Origin of the sequence: Streptomyces sp. NPDC058674 (assembly GCF_042716505.1) — a bacterium.
In the GTDB taxonomy this organism is placed as follows: Bacteria; Actinomycetota; Actinomycetes; order Streptomycetales; family Streptomycetaceae; genus Streptomyces.
Genome location: NZ_JBHXSC010000032.1, coordinates 1 through 21,381, shown reverse-complemented (window position 1 = coordinate 21,381; position 21,381 = coordinate 1). Strand labels below are relative to the sequence as shown.

Annotated in this window: 25 protein-coding genes and 1 pseudogene; 17 read left to right on the top strand and 9 right to left on the bottom strand. The window is 74.7% G+C overall.

The features are described 5' to 3' along the window. Window positions 1–122: 122 nt before the first annotated feature. Complete coding sequence (locus ACFWU6_RS18275; protein WP_383981901.1) at window positions 123–779, top strand: hypothetical protein; 657 nt, start codon at window positions 123–125, stop codon at window positions 777–779. Between the two features lie 21 nt (window positions 780–800). Here the strand turns inward: ACFWU6_RS18275 and ACFWU6_RS18270 are convergent, their stop codons facing one another. The 4 genes and pseudogenes from ACFWU6_RS18270 to ACFWU6_RS18255 form a co-directional block, all read right to left on the bottom strand. Continuing rightward, on the bottom strand, window positions 801–1,106 hold the full coding sequence (locus ACFWU6_RS18270) for a hypothetical protein (protein ID WP_383808159.1): 306 nt from the start codon (window positions 1,104–1,106) through the stop codon (window positions 801–803). Then, window positions 1,103–2,128 (bottom strand): NAD(P)/FAD-dependent oxidoreductase, encoded by a 1,026-nt coding sequence (locus ACFWU6_RS18265; protein ID WP_383808156.1) that lies wholly within the window; start codon window positions 2,126–2,128, stop codon window positions 1,103–1,105. Before ACFWU6_RS18265 ends, ACFWU6_RS18270 begins: the two co-directional genes overlap by 4 nt. Window positions 2,129–2,334: 206 nt before the next feature. Continuing rightward, window positions 2,335–2,835 (bottom strand): annotated as a pseudogene (locus ACFWU6_RS18260) (isoprenylcysteine carboxyl methyltransferase family protein); the annotation flags it as partial. A 4-nt stretch (window positions 2,836–2,839) separates the two neighbouring features. Then, on the bottom strand, window positions 2,840–3,901 hold the full coding sequence (locus ACFWU6_RS18255; RefSeq protein WP_383808154.1) for a type III polyketide synthase: 1,062 nt from the start codon (window positions 3,899–3,901) through the stop codon (window positions 2,840–2,842). A gap of 76 nt (window positions 3,902–3,977) precedes the next feature. Here ACFWU6_RS18255 and ACFWU6_RS18250 point away from each other — a divergent pair, with 76 nt between their 5' ends. Then, window positions 3,978–4,862: a UbiA family prenyltransferase gene (locus ACFWU6_RS18250; RefSeq protein ID WP_383981899.1), complete on the top strand. Its 885-nt coding sequence runs from the start codon at window positions 3,978–3,980 to the stop codon at window positions 4,860–4,862. Window positions 4,863–4,896: 34 nt separating this feature from the next. Here the strand turns inward: ACFWU6_RS18250 and ACFWU6_RS18245 are convergent, their stop codons facing one another. After that, the gene (locus ACFWU6_RS18245; RefSeq protein WP_383981897.1) at window positions 4,897–5,931 is read right to left on the bottom strand and encodes a PHP domain-containing protein; all 1,035 of its coding nucleotides are present in this window, start codon (window positions 5,929–5,931) and stop codon (window positions 4,897–4,899) included. 177 nt (window positions 5,932–6,108) lie between these two features. Here ACFWU6_RS18245 and ACFWU6_RS18240 point away from each other — a divergent pair, with 177 nt between their 5' ends. Further along, the gene (locus ACFWU6_RS18240; protein WP_383808145.1) at window positions 6,109–6,417 is read left to right on the top strand and encodes a hypothetical protein; all 309 of its coding nucleotides are present in this window, start codon (window positions 6,109–6,111) and stop codon (window positions 6,415–6,417) included. A 95-nt stretch (window positions 6,418–6,512) separates the two neighbouring features. On the opposite strand, the gene ACFWU6_RS18235 is transcribed toward ACFWU6_RS18240, so the two are convergent. After that, entirely contained in the window at window positions 6,513–6,989 is a 477-nt protein-coding gene (locus ACFWU6_RS18235; protein WP_383808143.1) for a MarR family winged helix-turn-helix transcriptional regulator, read from the bottom strand. 130 nt (window positions 6,990–7,119) lie between these two features. On the opposite strand from ACFWU6_RS18235, the gene ACFWU6_RS18230 reads away from it, so the two are divergent. From ACFWU6_RS18230 to ACFWU6_RS18195, 8 genes are all read left to right on the top strand, one after another. Beyond that, on the top strand, window positions 7,120–7,530 hold the full coding sequence (locus ACFWU6_RS18230) for an organic hydroperoxide resistance protein (protein ID WP_383808140.1): 411 nt from the start codon (window positions 7,120–7,122) through the stop codon (window positions 7,528–7,530). A gap of 72 nt (window positions 7,531–7,602) precedes the next feature. Next, window positions 7,603–9,312, top strand: a complete 1,710-nt coding sequence (locus ACFWU6_RS18225; RefSeq protein ID WP_383981895.1) for an FAD-dependent monooxygenase — start codon at window positions 7,603–7,605, stop codon at window positions 9,310–9,312. 136 nt (window positions 9,313–9,448) lie between these two features. Continuing rightward, window positions 9,449–10,726 (top strand): VWA domain-containing protein, encoded by a 1,278-nt coding sequence (locus ACFWU6_RS18220; RefSeq protein WP_383981893.1) that lies wholly within the window; start codon window positions 9,449–9,451, stop codon window positions 10,724–10,726. Further along, window positions 10,726–11,526 (top strand): hypothetical protein, encoded by an 801-nt coding sequence (locus ACFWU6_RS18215; RefSeq protein ID WP_383981892.1) that lies wholly within the window; start codon window positions 10,726–10,728, stop codon window positions 11,524–11,526. The genes ACFWU6_RS18220 and ACFWU6_RS18215 overlap by 1 nt, the downstream gene beginning before the upstream one ends. 123 nt (window positions 11,527–11,649) lie before the next feature. Beyond that, the gene (locus ACFWU6_RS18210; protein WP_383804513.1) at window positions 11,650–12,021 is read left to right on the top strand and encodes a hypothetical protein; all 372 of its coding nucleotides are present in this window, start codon (window positions 11,650–11,652) and stop codon (window positions 12,019–12,021) included. A 601-nt stretch (window positions 12,022–12,622) separates the two neighbouring features. After that, window positions 12,623–13,534: a helix-turn-helix domain-containing protein gene (locus ACFWU6_RS18205; RefSeq protein ID WP_383804515.1), complete on the top strand. Its 912-nt coding sequence runs from the start codon at window positions 12,623–12,625 to the stop codon at window positions 13,532–13,534. Continuing rightward, complete coding sequence (locus ACFWU6_RS18200; RefSeq protein ID WP_383981890.1) at window positions 13,518–14,357, top strand: hypothetical protein; 840 nt, start codon at window positions 13,518–13,520, stop codon at window positions 14,355–14,357. The genes ACFWU6_RS18205 and ACFWU6_RS18200 overlap by 17 nt, the downstream gene beginning before the upstream one ends. A gap of 246 nt (window positions 14,358–14,603) precedes the next feature. Further along, entirely contained in the window at window positions 14,604–15,188 is a 585-nt protein-coding gene (locus ACFWU6_RS18195) for a hypothetical protein (RefSeq protein WP_383804519.1), read from the top strand. 86 nt (window positions 15,189–15,274) lie between these two features. Here ACFWU6_RS18195 and ACFWU6_RS18190 read toward each other — a convergent pair whose 3' ends face one another. Continuing rightward, window positions 15,275–15,583, bottom strand: a complete 309-nt coding sequence (locus tag ACFWU6_RS18190; protein ID WP_383804521.1) for an SCO0607 family lipoprotein — start codon at window positions 15,581–15,583, stop codon at window positions 15,275–15,277. 143 nt (window positions 15,584–15,726) lie between these two features. On the opposite strand from ACFWU6_RS18190, the gene ACFWU6_RS18185 reads away from it, so the two are divergent. From ACFWU6_RS18185 to ACFWU6_RS18160, 6 genes are all read left to right on the top strand, one after another. Beyond that, window positions 15,727–16,773: a YihY/virulence factor BrkB family protein gene (locus ACFWU6_RS18185; protein ID WP_383804523.1), complete on the top strand. Its 1,047-nt coding sequence runs from the start codon at window positions 15,727–15,729 to the stop codon at window positions 16,771–16,773. After that, the gene (locus ACFWU6_RS18180) at window positions 16,770–17,360 is read left to right on the top strand and encodes a phosphatase PAP2 family protein (RefSeq protein ID WP_383804525.1); all 591 of its coding nucleotides are present in this window, start codon (window positions 16,770–16,772) and stop codon (window positions 17,358–17,360) included. Before ACFWU6_RS18185 ends, ACFWU6_RS18180 begins: the two co-directional genes overlap by 4 nt. A gap of 180 nt (window positions 17,361–17,540) precedes the next feature. Next, entirely contained in the window at window positions 17,541–17,954 is a 414-nt protein-coding gene (locus ACFWU6_RS18175) for a phage holin family protein (RefSeq protein WP_383804527.1), read from the top strand. Then, the gene (locus ACFWU6_RS18170; RefSeq protein WP_383804529.1) at window positions 17,951–18,433 is read left to right on the top strand and encodes a DUF3618 domain-containing protein; all 483 of its coding nucleotides are present in this window, start codon (window positions 17,951–17,953) and stop codon (window positions 18,431–18,433) included. The genes ACFWU6_RS18175 and ACFWU6_RS18170 overlap by 4 nt, the downstream gene beginning before the upstream one ends. Further along, complete coding sequence (locus ACFWU6_RS18165; protein WP_383804531.1) at window positions 18,430–18,696, top strand: DUF4235 domain-containing protein; 267 nt, start codon at window positions 18,430–18,432, stop codon at window positions 18,694–18,696. Before ACFWU6_RS18170 ends, ACFWU6_RS18165 begins: the two co-directional genes overlap by 4 nt. A 238-nt stretch (window positions 18,697–18,934) precedes the next feature. After that, window positions 18,935–19,708: a response regulator gene (locus ACFWU6_RS18160; protein WP_383804533.1), complete on the top strand. Its 774-nt coding sequence runs from the start codon at window positions 18,935–18,937 to the stop codon at window positions 19,706–19,708. Between the two features lie 18 nt (window positions 19,709–19,726). Here ACFWU6_RS18160 and ACFWU6_RS18155 read toward each other — a convergent pair whose 3' ends face one another. Beyond that, window positions 19,727–20,767 carry an NAD-dependent epimerase/dehydratase family protein gene (locus tag ACFWU6_RS18155; RefSeq protein WP_383981888.1) on the bottom strand — a complete coding sequence of 347 codons (1,041 nt, stop codon included), beginning with the start codon at window positions 20,765–20,767 and terminating at the stop codon, window positions 19,727–19,729. Beyond that, window positions 20,767–21,381, bottom strand: a 615-nt coding sequence (locus tag ACFWU6_RS18150; protein WP_383981886.1) for a hypothetical protein, incomplete at its 5' end; no start/stop codon positions are given. The genes ACFWU6_RS18150 and ACFWU6_RS18155, both read right to left, overlap by 1 nt.

Sequence of the window (21,381 nt, the reverse complement as noted above, 5' to 3'; positions counted from 1 at the left end):
CCGCCTGCCGCGCCGGGTGCCCGCGATGATCCACGGCCGGTGGATGCCGGACGCGGCGATCTGACCGTGCGGTGGAACCCGGGCCGGCCGGAGCCCCTCCTGAGGGGCAAGGGGTGATGGTCATGACACAGGGGACGACCGGCCGGGCACTGGTGGCGGCGCTGCTGTGCGCGGCGCTGGCGGCATGCGGGACGAAGGGGGCGGGGCATGCTGCCGGCCCCGCTCCCGTACCCGTTCTGACCCCGCAGAAGTGTGCGCTCGACACGGGGCCCGGCGGCAGCCCGCCCTCCTCCGACGTGCCGACGGAGGAACAAATGGGCGGTTACGCCGGTCCGCCGACGGACGGTGAGACGGGTGGTTACGCCGGTCCGCCGACCGACGGTGAGACCGGCGCGTACGCGGGCCCGCCGACCGACGGTGAGACCGGCGCCTACGCCGGCCCGCCGACCGATGGCGAGATGACCGACGGCGCTGGTCCCTGCGGCCCGGCGGACTGGTTCGACACGACCGGTGACTTCGCCGCGTACTTCGCCCGGCACCGGACCGACTCCGACTCCTCGATGCCCGCCGACACGATCAGGGAAGTCCGCGTCCGCAAGGTCCGGGGGGTCGGCGAGGCGAGGATCTCCTTCGTCACGGAGGCCCCCGGCAAGAGCCGTCTGGACGACGCCCAGCGGATGGCCGCGCTGTTCGCCGACTGGCGGCGCGAGGTCTTCGGGGACCGGGGCCAGGTCACCGCCCGGAGTACGGACGGGGTGAGCGCCACCGCCCGCTGGTGACCGTCGTCGCGCCGCGGCGCCCTACGGCCACTGCGCGTCCCACACCGCGCAGTGGTGTGCGGTCCGCGCGTCCACGGTGCGGATGGCTCCGGCGCCGGGCGCCAGGGCCAGGACGGAGGACGCCGAGCGGAACCGCGGCCGGGCCGGCGGGTCGGCAGCCCCCGGAACCCCGGTGCGGGCGAAGTCCGTCCAGTAGCCGACCATCCGGTCCGCCAGCCCCCGCTGCGGGGCGGCCAGCGGTACGGAGCCGCCCGAGCGGTACCGGCACCCCGCGCCCCGTGCGCGGGGTGCCGGCTCACGCCAGGACGTAAACACCAGGACGTTCACGCCAGGAGGTTCACGGCGCCCGTGAACACGCGCGGGAGCCGGGCGGCCAGCGGAACGATCCGCCGCGCGAGCGGGGGCCGTTGACGGGCCCAGAGAAGGGAGGCGGTGAGCGCGCGGTAGCTCCGCGACAGCTCCCGCCACGCCCGCTCGTACGCCTGTGGCCGCCCCTCCCGCACGCAGCGCACCAGCTCACCGGCCGCGGTCACGGCCAGCGTGAGTCCTTCGCCGGTCAGCGCGTCGACGTATCCCGCGGCGTCGCCCACGAACAGCACGCGCCCGGCCACCCGTACCCGCGAGCCCTGGCGCAACGGCCCCGCCCCGCGCACCGCCGTCCCCGGAGCGGCGGCCAGCCGCGCCGACAGCAGCGGGAAGCGGGCGAGCTGTACGTCGAAGGGCGCGTGCTCGGTGGTCAGGAGCGCGACGCCGATCAGGTCGGGGGCGAGGGGGGTGACGTAGGCCTCGCAGCGGGCCGCCCAGTGCACCTCCACGAGCTCGCTCCACGGCTCCACGGCGTAGTGGCGGCGCAGCCCGTAGCGCGCGGCCCGCCCCGGTACGGGCGGCGCCGCCAGGCCCAGTCCGCGGCGGACGGGGGAGTGCAGACCGTCGGCCGCCACCAGGTAGCGCGCGGTCAGCCCGGCGGCACGGACGCGGTCCCCGGCCTGGCGGACCTCCTCCACCCGGCACGGGAGCACCCGCACCCCGAGGCGTTCGGCGCGTGCGGCCAGTGCGGCCTGGAGGTCGGTCCGGCGGCTGCCGAGCCCCGGGCCGCTGCGGAACAGCCCCTCCGCGTACCGGCCGCCCACCCCGTCCACGTAGCGGATGCCGTGGAAGGGCCGGCCGGATACGGGGACCCCGAGCTCGGTGAGGCGGCGGACCGCACCGGGCATCAGGCCCTCCCCGCACGCCTTGTCGATGGGCGTGGGCCGGGGCTCGGCGACGACCACCTCCAGGCCGGCCAGGGCGCCGTGGATGGCGGTGGCCAGCCCGGCAGGGCCGCCGCCCGCGATCAGCAGGTCGATCACCGGCCGGGATCCGTCGGCTCGGTTGCCGCCCCGGCCACCGCCCCGGCCACCGCCCCGGCGGCCGCCCCGGTGGCCGCTCCGGCCGTCGGCGGGCCAGCCGACGGCGCCTTCGTGAGCGGCGTCGAGGGTGCCGCTGCCCCTTCCGGCGTTGCCCCTTCCGGCGTTGCCCCGTTCGGCGCCGCGCCGGGTGCGTGCGGCAGGCCTCCCCGGGTCAGGGCGTCCTCCTCGCAGCGGATCCGTACGCGCAGCAGCACCAGGTTCAGCGCGGTGAATCCGAGCGCGGTCAGCCAGGCCGTGTGCACCAGCGGCAGCGCGATCCCCTCCACCACGACCGCCGCGTAGTTCGGGTGGCGCAGCAGCCGGTACGGCCCCGACGCGACCAGCGGCAGCCCCGGCACGACGAGCACGCGGGTGTTCCAGCGCGGGCCGAGGGTGCGGATGCACCACCAGCGCAGCCCCTGCGCCCCCAGGGCGAGGGCGAGGGCCGGCCAGCCGAGCGCGGGTACGAACGGGCGGCCGGCGGCCAGCGGTTCCACCACGCAGCCCGCGAGCAGGGCGGTGTGCAGGACGACCATCGCGGGATAGTGGCCGCGGCCGTACTCGACGCCGCCGTGCGCCAGGCTCCACGCCGTGTGCCGGCGGGCCGTCACCAGCTCGGCGAGGCGCTCGGCGCAGACGAGGCCGATCAGGAACAGGTACCAGGTCATCGGGTCACCACCGCAGGAGGACGAGTTCGGATGCGAAGCCCGGACCGAAGGCGAGCATCAGCCCGACCGAGCCCGGCGGCGGCGGCCCCTCCTCCTGGAGGCCGCCCAGGATGTGCAGGACCGAGGCCGAGGAGAGGTTCCCGACGGCGGCCAGTGAGCGGCGGCTCGCGGCGAAGGCCGACTCGGGCAGCGCCAGGGCGTCGGCGAGCACGTCGAGGAGCTTCGGGCCGCCGGGATGGCAGATCCACGCGTCCACATCGCCGGGTTTGAGGTCGTGCGAGGCGAGGAAGGTCTCGACCTCCTCGGCCACGTGCAGCCGCACGAGGTCGGGGAGTTCGCGCCCGAGGACCATGCGGAAACCCCAGTGCCCGATGTCCCAGCCGAGCAGGTGCTCGGTGCCGGGGTAGAGCCGGCTGCGCGAGGCCACGACCGAGGGCCCGGCGGCCGTGTCGTGCAGCGGGTGGCCGCGGCCCACCGCGACGAGGGCGCCCGCACCGTCGCCGAACAGCGCCCCGGCCACCATGGCCGCCATCGAGGTGTCGGTGGACTGCAGGGTCAGCGAGCACAGCTCGGTGGAGAGCAGCAGGGCCGCGTCCTGCGGCCGTCCCGTGAGGTGGTCGTGGAGACGGCCCAGCCCGGCGGCGCCCGCCGCGCAGCCCAGGCCGAACAGCGGTACCCGCTTCACGTCCGGGCGCAGGCCGGTCCGGACCGCGAGCCGCGCCTCCAGGGACGGCACCACGAGGCCGGTCACCGTGGTCGACATGACGAGGTCGACCGCCCCGGCGGGCAGCCCGGCCCCGGCGAGGGCGATTTCCAGGGTCCGGGCGCCGAGATCCAGGGCCGCCTCGGCGAAGAGGGCGTTGGTGGTGCCGAAGTCGGCCGGGGGACCGTACCGGTCCAGCGGGAGCGCGAGGTGCCGGGCCTCCACCCGGGCCGAGGCGTGGACGCGACGGAGGAGCGCGGTGTCGGTACCGGACGGCAGGAAGCGGGCGAGCGCTTCCGTGATCTCGGACTGCGGATGGCGGTGGGGAGGGAACACGCTGCTCACTGCCAGGACACGTGTCATTGCTGCACCTTAGAAAAGAACTGACACACAGTGATGAACCGGGCGGGTCGGGCGCGGCGCCGCATAACGTGACGGTGTGCCCGAGCGCCTCGCAGAACCCCGGCCCCCCGTACCCGTGCTCCGCGCGCCGACGACCCCCGCCGCAGGGCGCGGCCGCGCCGCTCGCGGCCTGCTCGCGGCCTGCCACCCCGTCCCGGCGGCGGCCGTCACGCTGCTCGCCGCCGCCCTCGCCGCCGCCGTGGGGCACGGGCCGCGCGGAGCCGCCGTCTGCGTCGCGGCCGTGGCGGCCGGGCAGCTCTCCGTGGGGTGGAGCAACGACCGGGCCGACCTCCACCGCGACCGGGCCGCCGGACGCCCCGACAAGCCCCTGGCGGCCGGTACGGTTCGTCCCGTCGCCGTGAGCCGGGCGGCGGCCCTGGCCCTGCTGGCCTGCGTGCCGTTGTCGCTGGCGGCGGGAGCCGTGGCCGGCGCCGTCCACCTGACCGCGGTGGCCGCCGGCTGGGCGTACAACCTGCGGCTCAAGCGGACGGCCGTCTCCTGGCTCCCGTACGCCGTCGCCTTCGGCCTGCTGCCGGCCTTCGCCACCCTGGGGTTGCCCGGGGCGCCGTGGCCGCCGCCGTGGCTCATGGCCGGAGCCGCCCTGCTCGGCGCGGGTGCGCACTTCGCCAACGTGCTGCCCGACATCGAGGACGACCTCGCCACCGGAGTCGTGGGCCTGCCGCAGCGCCTGGGCGCGCGGTCGGCGACCACCGTCGCCGGGCTCCTGGTCCTCACCTCGGCGGCCGCCCTGGTGGCCGGCCCGCCGGGGCGGGTGACGGCGTACGGCTGGGCCCTGCTGGCCGTGACGGCGGTGACCGTGCTCCTCGTCTCGCGCCGCCCCGCCGGACGCCTGCCGTTCCTGGCCGTGATGGCCCTGGCCGGCGCGGACACCCTGCTGCTGGTCGCGCAGCTGCGGGTCTGAGGTTCCGGGCGGGCGGCGGGCGGCGGGCGGTGGGCTACGGGGCCCGCCGGGTGCGGGTCCAGGCCAGGAGGTCGTCCGCGGGCCAGGTGTTGACGATCCGGTCGGAGGGGACCGCGCACTCCACGGCGCGCGTGCAGCCGAGGATCTGCCAGTCGAGCTGGCCCGGGGCGTGCGCGTCGGTGTCCACGGCGAAGAGGCACCCCGCCTCGACCGCGAGCCGCAGCAGCCGGCGCGGCGGATCCAGCCGCTCGGGCCGGCTGTTGATCTCCACGGCGGTGCCGGCCGCCGCGCAGGCCGCGAAGACCGCCTCCGCGTCGAACTGCGACTCCGGCCGGGTCCTCCCGGTCACGAGCCGCCCGGTGCAGTGGCCCAGTACGTCCATCAGGGGGTTGCGCACGGCCGCCAGCAGGCGCCGGGTCATCGCGGGTGCCTCCATCCGCAGCTTCGAGTGGACGGATCCGACGACCACGTCGAGCTGCTCCAGCAGCTCGGGCTCCTGGTCCAGGGAGCCGTCGGGCATGATGTCGCACTCGATGCCGGTGAGCAGCCTGAACGGCGCCCAGGTGGCGTTCAGTTCCGCCACCGTCCGCATCTGCTCGCGCAGCCGCTCCGGCGAGAGCCCCCGGGCGACCGTCAGGTGCGGCGAGTGGTCGGTGAGCACGGCCCACTCGTGGCCCAGGGAGGCGGCCGCCCGCCCCATGGCCTCGACGGGGCTGCCCCCGTCGGACATGTCCGAGTGGAGGTGGCAGTCACCGCGCAGGGCCGCCCGCAGGGCGGTGGCCGCGGGCGGGGGAGGCGGGCCCTCGGGGAGGGCCGCCGCCTCGTCCTCCAGTGTCTGCAGATAGCCCGGTACCGCCCCGGCGAGCGCCTCCCGCACCACCTTCGCGGTCTTGGGGCCGATGCCCTGCACGGCTTCCAGGGAGCCGGCCGCGGCCCGCTCCGCGGTCTCCCGCTCGCCCATGCGGACGATGCTGGACGCCGCCGTCCGGAAGGCCCGTACCCGGTAGGTGGGCGCCTGCGCCCGCTCCAGCAGGAAGGCGATCCGGTCGAGTGCCGCAACCGGGTCCATCGCGTACCTCCTGGCCCCAGTGTGCCAACGGCGCGCAGGTCCCGCACGGGCGCATCGCGATGGGACCGCCCGTCGCGATGGAACCCGAGGTCCGGGGTACACGGGCGTCCGGAACGGAACGGAACGAACAGAGCCAGAGCAGGAACAGCGGACGCAGGCGAGAGAGGGGCGCACGCCATGACCGAGGACGAGGCGGCCGAACCGCACGAGCCCTCCGACACGGAACGCAGGGAACGGGACCGGGTACGGCGCGAGGCCACCGGGATGACGCACCACGAGACGGCCGCCGCGCTGGAGGCCGCCGAAGAGGCGGCGGGCGATCTGGACGGCGCGGGCGAGGCCGCGGTCGCGGCAGTGGCGGAGTGGCGGCGGATCACCGACCTGCTCTTCGACCACGGCGGCCCCTACGCCCCGCACACCGACGCCTTCGTGCAGGGCCAGCTGACCGCCCGGGAGAACCGGGAGGACGCCACCGTCCCGAAGTGACCGCGGCGGCCGGGCCGTCGCCCGGCGGGCGGGCAGGCCGGGACGGCGCGCCAGGGCCCGCGGACCGGCCGGGACCGCGCGCCCGGTGCGGCGGCTCAGGAACCGGGCGGGGCGGCCGCGTCGAGTGCGGCGGTGAGGCGGGCCAGCCGCCCCTGGAGCTCCTGGATCTCGGCGAGGTCGAAGCCCGTCGCGGCGGCGATCCGCCGGGGCACCTCCACCGCGCGGGCGCGCAGCGCCGCACCCTCGGCGGTGAGCCCGGCCCGTACCGACCGCTCGTCCTCGCTGTTGCGCTCGCGCCGGACCAGCCCGGCCGCCTCCAGCCGCTTGAGCAGGGGGGACAGCGTCCCGGAGTCGAGCCGCAGGTGGTGGCCGATCTGCTTGACGGGCAGCTCGCCGTGCTCCCACAGCACCAGCATCACCAGGTACTGGGGGTAGGTCAGGCCCAAGTCCTTGAGGACGACCCGGTAGAGGCCGCCGAAGGCGCGGGTCGCCGCGTTCAGCGCGAAGCAGATCTGCCCGTCCAGGCGCAGGAAGTCCTGGTCGGGGAGGGTCTCGGTCGGCTTCTGGGTCATGGGGCCAGTGTACCCGGGGACGGCTTGCGAGGCATTCAGTTGTGCACAACTGAATTGCGTGCTCTAATGGTGGAGCGCGGCCGGCCCCACCGGCCCCGCACCACGGTCCAACCCTGCGAGAGGAACCCCGATGGACGCCCTGTACACCGCCGTCGCCACCGCCAACGGCCGCGAAGGCCGCACCGTCAGCTCGGACGGCCGGCTCGACCTCCCTCTCGCCATGCCCCCGGCACTCGGCGGCGACGGCCAGGGCACCAACCCCGAGCAGCTCTTCGCCGCCGGATACGCGGCGTGCTTCGCCAGCGCCCTGGGCCTCGTCGGCCGCCAGGCCAAGGCCGACACCAGCGAGGTCTCGGTGACCGCCGAGGTCTCCATCGGCAAGGACGGCCCCGCCTTCGGACTCGCCGTCGTCCTGCGCGTGGAGCTCCCCGAAGCCCTGGCGGGCGAGACCGGCGCGCTGCTGGTCAAGCAGGCGCACGAGGTCTGCCCGTACTCCCGCGCCACCCGCGGCAACATCGACGTGGAGCTCGTGATCGAGTAGCCGCCACCGCCGCCCCCGGGCGACCATGGGAGGGCACCGACCCACCCGGGGGCCGCACGCAGGGAGGCGCCCATGGCGCACGCCGGGCACGCCCACGCGACGGACGTCCTGGTGGCGGGCGCGGGCCCGGTGGGCCTCACCGCCGCCGGGGAACTGCGCCGCCGTGGCATCGGCTGCCGGATCGTCGACCGGCTCCCCGCGCGGCTCCCGTTCGCCAAGGCCGTCGGCATCCAGCCCCGCACCTTCGAGATCTGGGACCGGATGGGCCTGGTCCGCGACGCGCTGGCCGCGGCCGTACCGATGCTCGGGCAGCTCGCGTACGTCAACGGCGCGGAACAGCCCCGCATCGACCTGGTGCTCCCGCCCGAGGTGCCCTACAGGTTCGCGGCCCTGCCGCAGTACGACACCGAGCGCCTCCTCGAGGAGTTCCTGGCACGCTTCGGCAGCAGGATCGAACGGTCCACCGAACTGGTGTCGTTCACCCAGGACGCCGACGGCGTCACGAGCCTCCTGCGCACCCCGGACGGCGGGGAGGAAGAGGTCCGCTCCCGCTACCTGGTGGGCTGCGACGGCGCCCACAGCATCGTCCGCAAAGGGCTCGGCCTCACCTTCGAGGGCGGCGCCTTCCCCGAGGAGTACATGCTCGCGGACGTCGAGGTCGACTGGGACCTGCCCCACGGCTACGGCGTCCGCTCCACGCACCGCGGCGCCGACGGGGCGGTCGACGACGTGCTGGTGTGCATACCGCTGCCCGGTCCGGGCCGCTACCGCATGTCCATGCTCGTACCCCCCGCTCTCTCGCGGGCCCGGCAGACCGCCGCGGCCGGCCGGACGTCCGGGGCCGCCGGAGACGGGGTGGCGCACGGCCTGGAGAGCGGCCGGGCCCCCGCGCTGCCCGACGTCCAGGCGGTCCTGGACCGGCTCTCCCCCCAGCCGACCACGGCGTCCGGCATCCGCTGGGCCTCCGTGTTCCGGATCAGCCACCGGATCGTGGACCGGTACGGCGACGGCCGGGTGTTCGTCGCCGGCGACGCCGCGCACATCCACCCCCCGACGGGCGCCCAGGGCATGAACACCGGTATCCAGGACGCCTGGAACCTGGCCTGGAAGCTCGCCCTCGCCGTCGATGGGGCCGCCCGCCCGGGCCTGCTCGCCAGCTACGACGCCGAGCGCCGGCCGGTCGGCGAGGAGGTCGTCGGGCGCACCGTCCGGCACGCCGCGCACGGGGTCCAAGCAGATCCCGACGACCTGGCCACCGTGATGATGCGCGAGGCCCAACTGCTCGTCGGCTACCGGGGCAGCCCGATCGTCGACCCGCCCGACGGCGCCACGAACGCCGCCGGCCCGCTCCCCGGGGACCGGGCACCGGACTGCGGGGGCCTCACCGGGCCGATCTGCGCCTACCCGCTCCGCCTGTACGACCTGCTGCGCGAGCGCGACCACGTCCTGCTGCTCTACGGGGGCGGAGGGCCGGACGGCGCCGCCGCTCTCGGCGCCCTCGTACGGACGGCCCGCGCGTGCGCCGGAGACCGGATCGCGGTCTGCGTCGTCCTCCCGCCCGACACGCCGGCCGGCGAGGCCCTGCCGCCCGTCCACCGCGACACCCGCGGGGAGTTCGCCGCCCTGTACGGCGTCGAAGGCCCGACCGCCTTCCTGGTCCGCCCCGACGGCCACCTCGCCGCCCGGCACTGCCCGCCGGACCCGCGGCGGCTCGCCGACCACCTCGCACACACCCTGATGACGCCCGCCGGAGAACCGCCGACCCCGTCCGCGCCGACGTAGCCCCGGGCCCGCCGGGCGGTGCTGACGCCGGCTCGGCGGGGGCCGCCCGTCCCCGTTCCCCGCCCCGCGCAGGGGCCGAAAGGCCGGGCCGGGACCGCGTTTTGGATTGACGGACGATCCTCAATACGATCCGGCGATGATCACAACGAAACGGCTTGCCGCCGGGGCGTGCGGCCTGCTCGCCGCCCTGGCCGTCGGGCTCTTCCCGGCGAGCGCCACAGCCGCCGACGGTCCCGCGGCCAAGGAGCCCCCCAAGGTCGATCTCGTCCTTGACGTCAGCGGCTCCATGCGGGCCACCGACATCGACGGCCAGTCCCGGATGGCCGCGGCGAAGCAGGCCTTCAACGAGGTCATCGACGCGGTGCCCGACGAAGTGCGCCTGGGCATACGGACGCTGGGCGCCACCTACCCCGGCGAGGACAGGGCCCTCGGCTGCAAGGACACCAGACAGCTCTACCCGGTCGGCCCGCTGGACCGGACCGAGGCGAAGACGGCCGTGGCCACCCTCGCCCCCACCGGATGGACACCGATCGGCCCGGCCCTCCTCGCCGCGGCCCAGGACCTCGACGGCGGCGGTGCCACCAAGCGGATCGTCCTCATCACCGACGGCGAGGACACCTGCGCGCCGCTCGACCCGTGCGAGGTGGCCCGCGACATCGCCGCCAAGGGCATCCACCTCGTCATCGACACCCTCGGACTGGTCCCCGACGCCAAGACCCGCGCCCAACTGACCTGCATCGCCGAGGCGACCGGCGGCACCTACACCTCGGTGCAGCACACCGCCGAACTCTCCGGCCGCGTGAAACAGCTGGTCGACCGCGCCGCCGACCCGGTGGTCAACCCCGTCGCCACCGAGGGCGCCAAGCAGTGCGAGGGCGCCCCGCAGCTGAAGCCCGGCGTCTACGGCGACCGCGAGGCCTTCGGTGAGCACCGCTGGTACCGGGTGGACGTCCTGCCCGGCCAGGAACTGCGCGCCTCCGTCAGCATCGCCGCCGACCGGGCCGTCAACAAGGACTACGGCGTCCTGCTGCGCGCCTCCACCGTCCACGGCCGCGAGATCGTCCGCGGTTCCGAGGCGGGGGACGGGCGCACCGACGTCCTGTCCACCGGACTGCGCTACCCCAAGCGGGAAGCCGACGGCGCTGACGACGGCGCCGAGCCGGCGGCGGAGACCGTCTGCCTCCAGGTCAGCAACTCCTTCTCCGCGTCCGCCTCCGTCAAGACCACCCCGGGCATGCCCGTGGAGCTGACCATCGACGTGGTGGCAGGCCCCGACGAGGCATCCGACGCCGCCGCCTTCGGCCTCGGACGCGGCTGGTGGCTGCTGGCCGCGCTGGCGCTCACCGGACTGCTCGCCGGTCTGGTGTGGGGCTGGATCTCGCGCTGGCGCATCTCCGTCTGGAGGACCAACTGATGCGTACCGTACGCACCGTGACCGCCGTCCTGCTCGCCGCGACCGCCGCCCTCACGGCGGCGGGCACGGCCGTGGCCGACACCCCGTCGGGGAGCCCGAAGCCGGCGAGCCCGAGCGCCTCCGAGGGGAGCCGCCCCGCCCCCACCGAAGCGGGTACGAGCTTCCGCACCGCGGCCGCGTTCCGCCCGGGCCAGCAGGCCACGGCCGCCGCCTCCGCGGGCGACTACCTCTACTGGGTGCTCCCGATCGACGCCCGGCAGCGGGTCACCGTCAAGGCGAAGGTGACGCTCCCCGAGGCCGCTGCCCGCCACGGCGCCTCGACCTGGCGGCTCGACGTGTACGACGGACTGCGCCGCCGGCAGGCGTGCACCTACGGCACGCAGACCGTGGCCGCGGGCAGGGAGGCCGCCTCGGTGGACCTCGACTGCACGCTGCGCACGGTCCGCTCGGGCGCCGAGCCGTGGGCCCACGACCCGCTGCCCGGCAGCTACTACGTGCGCCTGACGGTCGTCGCGCTGCCCGAGGAGGACCTCGGTCTGCCGGTGCGCGCGGCCGTCGAGGCCGAGGTACGGGAGTCCGGCGGGGCCTACGCGGTGGACGGCGCCCTCGGCGCGCCCCTGGTCCCGGCCACCGTGACCTCGCCGCTGCGCGAGCCGGAGGACGGCTGGTCCGGCGGCTGGTGGTCCGACCGGTGGATCTGGACCGCCGCCGGCGGCGTCCTCGCGGGCCTGGCCGGCGTCTTCGGGTACACCCTGACCCGCGGGAGCGGCCGCCCCACCCGGGTCCCGCAGGGCGCCTGACGGCACGGTCCGACACGGACGGCCCGCGGGTGCCCCCCGGCAGCGCCGGGAGGCACCCGCGGGCCGCCGGCGGCTCCGGCGCACGTCGGGTGTGCACCGGGCCCCGGGGGGCAGGTGCGGGCCATGAGCATCGAACATCCGGCGGAGAAGAACCCGGACGGAAAGATAGGCCGCTTCGAGAAGTTCGCGGAGCTCGCCTCGAACTTCACCAGTTCCGCGGGCTTCGCCGTGGTCTGCGTCCTCCTCGTGGCGTCCTTCCTCGTGGTACACGTGGCGCACCTGCCCGTGGCCTGGCAGCACCTGACGGGCGACGCCATGGGCGCGGTCTCCCTGCTGCTGCTGGCCCTGCTGAAGAACTCCGAGCGCCGGGCCGAACACGCCATCCAGCGCAAGCTCGACGCCATCGCGGCGGCCCTGCTGGAACAGCACGAGGGCAAGCACGGTGAGGCCCAGGAGGAGCTGCGCAAGGCCATCCGGGTCGAGCACCGCGAGTAGCGGCCGCCGGGCTTCCCCACCGGCCCCGCGGCCCCGCCTGCCGGTCCTGCTGGTTCGGTCGGAGCACGTCCGTACGTGGCTGTGCCCCCTCATTCCAGGCACGGGAGGGGGCACAGGGCCTTCCGGATGGGAAGGTTCGACGCTCGCGGGCGCCTGCCTCCCCATTGACCGCCCCACGGCGCCGCCGCGCAAGCAGGATCGGTGAACTGCCCCGGGAACCGCCTTCATGCGGGATGATTCGCCCCGCGTGCGGCACGGGCCGCCGCGCCGGCCCCCCCCGCGCTCCGGAAGCCATTGTTCCGGGATCTCCCGATCGTGTCGCGTCGGCGCACGTCCTCACCCCAAGCTGTCGTCCCGGCACCTCCACCGTGTGGCACGCACGGTGGTCAACTGCCTTCCGGATGAATGTATTTGCTGCTTTGGATCGAGGTTCGATGTTACGGAAGCACACGTGGACCGCCGCTGGGCCGGCGGCGGTCCCGGCAGGGGGCGCCGTGACGCACCCGCGAGGCCGGGTCACCCCGCTCGCCAGGATCGTTACCGCCCCGTCCCTGCGTCCCCCGGTGCAGGGAGCGGGAGGACAGGACGCGGAGGCGCCGCGATGACGCCGCTGTCCCCGCTCACCGGCTCGGCCGGCGACGAGCCCGGCCGCCGGGGCCGCAAACTGGGGCCCATCGCCGACGGTGTCGGTCCGCTCCACCGGGCTTGGCTGGAGCCGCTGCGGTCACGGCTGGAAGCCAGCGGCATGACCGCCAGCCATCTCGCCGAGCGCGCCGGATTCTCGAAATCGAAGGTCACGGAACTCCTGCGCGGCGTGGAGCTGTACCCCCAGTGGGAGATCACCTACGCGCTGGTGCGGGTGCTGGGAATGCCGGTTTCGCCGATGTGCCGGCTCTGGACGGCCGCCGCCCGTGAAGCGCACAAGAAGACGGGCTGGATCGAGGGGAGCATAGCGAGGATCGTCGTCTCCGCCGGCCCGTCCGCCCCGCCTCTCGAACACCACGCCTTCACCCGGACCAACGGCCGCCGCTACACCCGCTACGCCGACGTGTTCCTCCGCGACGTGCGTGAGGCCGACCGCGTCGTCACCGAGACCTTCGACATGCTGTGGCTGCGCTGGGACGAGGCGCTGGCCAGCTCCCACGTGCAGCGCTACGCCTGGCAGGTCCTGCGCCGCGGGGTCATGGCCCGCGCCCGGCACGGCGACGGCTACCCGGACCTGGCCCCCGCGGCCTTCGGCACCGTCGCCCTCGGGCACGCCACCGGACTCGCCGCGGTCGCCCAGGTCGAGCAGACCCTGGCCCTCTTCCGGGCCGTCAGCCGGCTGCCCGACGTCCAACTCGACGTCATCGTCCTGCGGTACCTGCGCGGCATGGAGACCACGGACGTCGCCGACATGCTCGGCATCTCGCCCGCCCTGGTCACCTCCTCCGAGCGCCACGCCCGGCGCTCCCTCACCACACGGCTCGACCTCCCCGAACACCCGGAAGGCCCTCATGTATCCGATCGATGAGTTCCTGGCCGCCGCCCTGCTGCGCGACGACCTCGACACCCCGCGCGACGTCGTCCCGCACCGCTTCGAGGACCACGCGATGCTGCCGCTGGAATGGGACCCCCTCGGCGCGGACGAGGACGAGCACACGGCCGCGAGGCACCTGTTGACCCTGTGTGAGACCGTGGTCGCCCGGACCGCCGCAGAGGCCCTGACGGACTTCCTCACCGACAAGATTCCCGCCGTCGGCGGGGCCCGGGTACTGGGCTGCATCCTCCATCTCGCGGACGCCGCCGACAGCGCCCGCTTCTGGTGGCAGTACGCCGCCGGCGCCGGGGACGACGCCTCCTCGTACTGCCTCTACCTCCACCACCTCGCCCTCGGCGAAACGGACGCGGCCGCCTGGTGGCGCCGGCAGACCCGCGTCGACACCGATCCCGCACCCGAGACCACGCCCTTCTCCAGCGACCGCGGCCGCATCAGAAACCTGGATTCCAGCACGACCACCGTGCTGCGGGTCCTGGGCAGGCTGCTCCACCAGCGCGCCGCCCGGCCCCGGACCGAACTGGTCGACGCAATGATCGACTACGTCCCCGTGGCCCTCGCCGCCGGCCGGCGCGGCAGCCCCGACATCGACATCCCCCTGCCCGCCGACGACTTCGCCGGCACCATCACCGTCATCCTGGCCGTCACCTCCACGCTCACCGCGGTCGACCGGCACCACCGGGAGCCCGACGCGTCCTGCACCGCCCCCCGGCTCTCCCGCCGGCAACCGGCGTCGCGCGGCCGGGCCGACACCGCCGGCCCCGAACGCCCGTGCGTGAGGTACCTCCAGCCGCGGTGAGGCGCCACGGCTCGGGCCCCGCGGGCTCCCGGTCGACACGTGCGGAAGGCCGGGGGACTATGGAAGTGACGGACTCCCCTCCGGGTGCACCGGTCCGTGCGTGGGGAGCGCACCCGTCCGTTCGGTACAACGGCGGCGACGGAGTCCGTATGTCCGCCGAGGGGCGGGCCCGGGAGCCCCCTGGGCCCCATGTCCCTCAGGCCCGACGTCCTTTGCCCCCTCTCCCACCACAGGTGAGGACCCGCAATGAACAAGCGCACTCGTATCATCCTGACCACCCCCCTCCTGGCCTGTTCGCTCGCGATCGGGCCGGCCGCCGCAGCGGTATGGGCGGCCACTCCGCAGGCCGTGCCCTCCGCGGCGTGCTTCGTCGAGGCGAAGCCGGGCGACGCGACCAAGGCGATCGTCACCGGAGAAGGCTTCACGAAGGGGACCAAAGTCACCGTCGACCAGACCGACGGCGCCGGAGGCGTACTGGTGACCGTCGCCGAGAACGGCACGTTCACGGCCAATGACCAGCCGGCCGGCAAGTACACGGCCACGCAACAGGGCGGCGCGGGACTCAGCGCGACCTGCCTGGGCGGCCAGCAGGCGCAGGACGCCGTCAACCAGAAGGCCATCGAAACGGGACGGCAGGCCGGCGCCAAGGCCGGATTCACCGACGGCAAGGCCCTGGCACAGTCCGGAGTCTGCGACGCGAAGCCGAAGATCAAGCCGGCGCCGCAGGGACTCGCGCCCGACGCGGCGGCCCAGAAGGCGGCGAAGGAAGCACACGACGCCGCGTACGCGGCCGCCTTCGACTCGGCGCTCAAGAGGTACTGCACCGACTAGTCGGCAGCGCAGTCCCCGTCCCCGTGTGTGCCGTTGCCGGGATCGAGGCGGCGGCACACCGGCATGGGCGCCGACCACCGCGCCGACTACCGCGGGGCCGGGGCATCGATGGTGTTGCCCTTGTCGTCGACGGTGTGGGTGCGCCAGTACACGTCCCAGCTGTCGCCGACCTTCTTCGGCACCTTGCCCTCGGGATAGCGCGTATAGCCCTCGGGCGGCTGCTCGCCGTTCGGGACGCAGGCGGAGCCGGTGTCCCCCACCGTCATGACGGGGTACTCTCCGCCGCGGCACACGGCGTCCTCCAACGAGCACCCGCCCAGCGCCGCGGCGAAGGCCGCCGCGGCGAGGAGGACACCGGCGGGGCCGCGGGCGCGGTGCGTACGGGGTGTGACCATGTCGGCCTCCTGTCGTCAGCAAGCGTATGCCCGGTGCGGCCCCCCGCACGCGGACCGGGAGTGCCCGCCGCGCCGTGCGGCGCACTTCGGATTTGCCGCGGCCGCATCGGCATGACTGTCGTCGGGGCGGAAAGCCGCAGAGCATGACACGCACATCGAAGCCGACCCCGGACGGCAGCGACGACAGCAGGGACACCGGACGTGAGAGCACGGCGGGGCCCGGCCCGCAAGTGGAGGAACGGGCACCGGACCAGCTCACCGAGATGCCCAAACGCTCCTGGAAGGCCGTACTGCGCGGCACGTTCAAGGAGTTCAAGGACGACGAGCTCGCCGACCGGGCGGCGGCGCTGACCTATTACGGGGTGCTGGCGCTCTTCCCCGCCCTCCTGGTCCTGGTGTCCCTGCTGGGCATCGCGGGGGAGTCCGCGACGAAACAGGTCCTGGACAACCTGCAGAAGCTGACTCCCGGCTCCGCCCGGGACGTGGTCACCGACGCGGTGCAGCAGCTCCAGGGACAGTCCGGCGTCGGCTCCCTGCTGGCGATCGTGGGTCTGCTCGTGGCGGTCTGGTCGGCGTCCGGCTACATCGCCGCGTTCATCCGCACGGCGAACGCCGTCTACGACATGCCCGAGGGCCGGCCGGTGTGGAAGGTGCTGCCGCTGCGTCTGATCCTGACCGTCACGCTCATGGTCCTGGCCTGTGCCAGCGCACTCATCGTGGTCTTCAGCGGCGGTCTGGCACGTCAGGCGGGCGCCGCCCTCGGGATCGGGGACACCGCCTTGACCGTGTGGTCGATCGCGAAGTGGCCGGTACTGGTCCTGCTGGTCACCATGATGATCGCGATCCTCTACTGGGCCGCGCCGAACGCCAAGGGCCGCGGATTCAAGTGGGTCACCCCCGGCAGCTTCCTGGCACTGGTGATCTGGATGGCGGCCTCGGCCGGGTTCGCCTTCTACGTGGCGAACTTCGCCTCCTACAACAAGACATACGGCACCCTCGCCGGAGTGATCGTCTTCCTGGTGTGGCTGTGGATCACCAATCTCGCGATTCTCCTCGGCTTGGAGTTCGACGCGGAGATGGTCCGCCAGCGGGCCATCGCCGGCGGTCTGCCCGAGGACGAGGAACCCTACGTGGAGCCCCGCGACACCCGTGCCTGGAGCGACGGCACCCGCCGCCGCATGGAGCAGTGACCGTGTGGGGACAGGGCTCCCGCGGGACACAGCGCGAGGCGGGGACCCTGGCGGCACTGCGCGAACACGACCATCGGCTGACCCGCCGCATCGCGGCCTGGGACTCCCCGTGGGCGCTCCGCCTCCTCCCGCCGGTCGAGGACGCGGCCAAGCACACCAAGGTGTGGTGGGCGGCCGCGGTCGCCATGACGGCCCTCGGCGGCCCGCGGGGGCGCCGGGCCGCAGCCGCCGGAATCGCGGCCATGGCCCTCGCCGAACTCCTCAGTGACCAGGTCGCGAAGAAGCTCGTCGAACGGCCCCGTCCGCCGAAGGAGTGGATCCCCCGCGGCGATGCCGAGGACCGGCCCGACAGCTCCTCCTTCCCCTCCGGACACACCGCCGCCGCCGTCGCGTTCACCACGGCCGTCGCATCCGCCTGGCCCGGGGCCGGGGCCGCCTGCGCCGTCCCCGCCCTCATGGTGGCGTTGGAGCGGATCCACAGCGGCGCGCACTACCCCTCCGACGTCGCCGCGGGCGCCGCCATCGGCCTGGCGTGCGCCGGCCTCGCCCGGTCGGCTGCCGGCCCGGTGTGGCGCCGTCTTCCGTAGAAACCCGCAGAGACCTGCCCGCAGGGTGGGTGCCGGGGCGGTTGCGGGGTAGTCGCGCCGTCACGAGGACATGCACATCTCAATGAGGAGGTTCCGTCCACCACGGGCGGCGCCGAGCAGCAGGCGTGACCGCCGTGTCGCGCGTTCCGGCAGATCGAAGGAAGGCAGAGTGATCACGTCATGAGCACGATGGAGCGGCAGGCCCCCGCCGCCGACGACTCGGTGGGCGTCCTCGTCTCGCGCGCGTCCCAGCAGATTTCGGAGCTGGTCCGCGAGGAGATGCAGCTGGCCCGTGCGGAGATGACCCAGAAGGGCAAGCGCTTCGGAAAGGGCGGCGGGCTCTTCGGCGCCGCGGGTCTCATCGGGATCCTGGCACTCCAGGCCCTGGTCGCAGCCTGCATCGCCGCCCTCGCCCTGGTCCTGCCCGTATGGGCGGCGGCCCTCGTCGTCACCGCCCTCCTGGCGGCGGTGGCGGCCGTGGCCGCCCTGGCCGGGAAGAAGCAGATCGCCAAGGCGGGCACCCCCGCACCCGAGCAGACCATCGACAGCGTCAAGGCCGATCTGGCCGAGATCAAGGAGAAAGCACACCGATGAACGACGACGCCCGAACCAACATCGGCACCCCCACCCCCGGGACCCCCGCCCCCGAGGAACTGCGCGAGCAGGTCGAGCGGACCCGCAACGAGCTCGGGCAGACCGTCGAGGCCCTGGCCGCCAAGGCGGATCTGAAGGCCCAGGCCAAGGAGAAGACGGCAGCCGCGAAGGAGCAGGCAGCCGAGAAGGCCGCCCTGGTCTCCGAGCAGATCCGCGAGAAGGCCGGCCAGGCCGCGCAGCTCGTGAAGGACAGGACGCCCGACCCCGTCCTGGAGAAGACCGCGCAGGCCGCGGCCCAGGTGCGGGAGAGCGCGACCCGGGCGGGGCAGTACGCGGCGGAGAAGACCCCCGACCCGCTCCTCGAAAAGGCGGGCCAGGCCGCGACGGCGGCGCGCGCGAACCGCACGCCGCTCCTCGCGGTCGGCGCCGCGCTGATCGTCTTCCTGCTGGTGCGCCGTAGCCGCGGACGCCGCCGGTGAAGGCCTCCAAGATCGCCTACAAGCCGGTCGGGCTCGTCCTGGGCGCCGTCAGCGGTGTGATCGCGGGCGCCGCCTTCAAACAGGCGTGGAAGATCGTGGAGGGCGAGGGCGACGCCCCCGATGCCACGGACGAAGACCGCAGCTGGCAGCAGATCCTGCTCGCCGCCGCCCTCCAGGGCGCGATCTTCGCCGTGGTCAAGGCCTCGGTCGACCGCTCGGGCGCCGTGGCCGTACGGCGCCTGACCGGGACCTGGCCGGGCTGACCCGCCGCGATGCCGGCCCTCCTCGAACGGGCCGGCATCGTACGCGCCCGAAGACCCCCTACGGCTCACGGACCGGCGGGGGAGGGCGGGCCGGGCGGTGGGCGGCGATCGGCCGCGCGAACCGCTCCTGCCACCCGGCCGTGGCGTCCTGCAGCACGGCCCCGAGTGCGGACCGCACGCTCCGAGGGCATGCCGACAACCTTTGTTGTCGCGGGCTCCGGGGCCTAAGGTGCGCGGTATGCCTGGCAAGAACTTCGTGTTGCGGACCACACCGCAGGAGACGGCGGCCGTCGCGGACGCGGCAGTCGGCGATCTTGCGCGGCGCCTGGCCCTGCGGCTGCTGGACGCCTCCGCGGACCCGACCGCGGACGACCCGGAGCGGCCCCTGGCCCTGCTCCACCTGCTGGACCAGCTCCGGCAGGCCGCCGAGCGGCTACAGCGGGACGCCGCCGAGGCCGCCGCCCGGGCCGGGGCCGGCTACCCGCAGATCGGCGCCGCCTGCGGGATGACCCGCCAGGGCGCCCGGCGACGGTGGCCGGGACTCTTCCACCACTCCCACGAAGCACCCACGGAGCACCCGATGACGACCACCCCCGCCCGGCCCTTCGACGTCCTGCTCGTCGAGGACGACACGGCCGACGCCATGCTCATCGAGGAGGCCCTCTCGGACCGCGGTGCCCGCAACCTGGTCCAGGTCACCGACGGGGTCGCCGCGCTGGAACACCTGCGCGCCCCGGGCAGCGTGCGCCCCGACCTCATCGTGCTCGACCTCAACATGCCCCGCATGAACGGCCGCGACCTCCTCAAGGTGCTCAAGACCGATGAGGACCTGCAGACCATCCCCGTGGTCGTCCTCACCACCTCCACCGCCCCGGACGACATCGCCGGCGCCTACAGCAGCCACGCCAACGCCTACGTGACCAAGCCGGTCAACCTGGAGGAGTTCGAGCGGGCCGTCCAGAGCATCGACGCCTTCTACCTCGACACCGCCATCCGCCTGCCCCGCACCTGAGGCGACCCCACACCCGCACTAGTCGGCCGGGCGCTGCTCGCCGGGGCGGGCGCCGGTGGCGCCCGCCAGCGGCGGGGTGTCGAGGCCCGTGCCCGCGCGCAGGCCCTCCAGGAATTCCTGGAGGGCCTGCGTCGACGTACGGGCGGGGGTCCACTCCAGCTCGGCGCGTGCCCGGCCGGCGTCCAGCAGGGGCAGCCGCAGCACCGCGTCCAGCAGTCCGGGCGCGGCCGGTACCAGGCGCATCCGCCAGGCTGCGGCGAGCGCGGCGCGAGCCGCTCCGGCCGGCAGCGGGACCGTACGGGCCTGCAGCAGGCGGGCCACCGAGGAACCGTCGAGAACGGGATCGGCCACCAGGTTGAACGGCCCGCGCACCGGCCGGACGACCGCTGCCCGGTAGGCGTCGGCCGCGTCGTCGGTGTGCAGTGCCTGGAACCGCAGGCCCCGTACGTCCGGCACGGCGGGGAGCAGGCCGGGCCGCACCAGCCACCAGGGCAGCAGGGGGCCGGCGAAGATCCGCCGCTGCTCGGAGGCCGACGACCGCTTGAAGAGGAATCCGGGCCGCATCCGCACCACCCGGATCTGCGGGTGCGCGAGCTGGAAACCGTCCAGGCAGCGCTCCAGGTAGGCCTTCTCCCGGGTGTAGGCCGCCGCGGGCCAGCCGTGCGTCGGCCAGGACTCGTCCACCGGCCGCCCGTCCGGCGGGCCGGGGGAGTACGCCCCCACCGAGGAGGCGTGCACCAGCGCCTGCACGCCCACGCGCGCGCAGGCCTCGAAGACGCGCACAGAGCCGAGGACGTTGGTGCGCCAGGTCTCCACCGGATCGTGCGTCGGCTGGAACTTCCACGCCAGGTGCACCACGGCGTCCGCGCCCCGGAACAGCGCGTCCAGGTCGCTGCCGCCGGGGTCCACGTCGGCCGCCTCCCAACGCACCCCCGGCACCCGGAGACCGGGCAGGCGCCGGGCGACGCCGGTCACCTCCGACACGGCCGGGTCACGGGCGAGGGCGCGGACCACGCTGGTGCCCGCGTTCCCCGTCGCACCGGTCACCACGACCCGCATCACGCCCACCCCGGCTTCGCGGAGCGGCGCCCTCCGCGGCGGGACGCCCCCGTACGCGGCGCGGCATGGGCCCGCGGGCCGAAGGTCCGCTCCACGGCGGCCAGCCGCAGGGTCTCCAGGGCGTCGGCCTGGCGCTCGGCGCGCGCCAGCAGCCGGCTCATCGCCTCGCCGTCGACCCGGGGCTCCGAGCGGGACACGACCCGCAGGGTCCGCCACAGCTCCTTCTTGCCCTCCACGCCCACCCGGCCGGCCTCCAGCTCCAGGACGTCGCTCAGCGGGGACCGGGAGACGATCCGCCCGTTGAGCTTCAGCCGGCCGGCCTTCTCCGCCAACGCGCCCGCCAGCAACCTCCGGTGCCTCACCGGTACGTCGAGTGCCGTCATGACCTCGCGCAGGCTGTCGCGGTCCGCGGCCACTTCCTCGGCGAGTTCGGCCAGGCGCGGACCGGCGCCCTGGCCGCGGTGCGCCTTCATCATCCGTTTCATGAGGGCCACTCCCGCCCCCGCCCCGGCCAGGTGGTCGTTCAGGTACACGCCCAGCAGGCGGTCGTAGTCCGACGCCCGGCCGTCGGCACGCTCCGGGTTGCGGTTCATGGCCACGATGTCCCCTTCGGT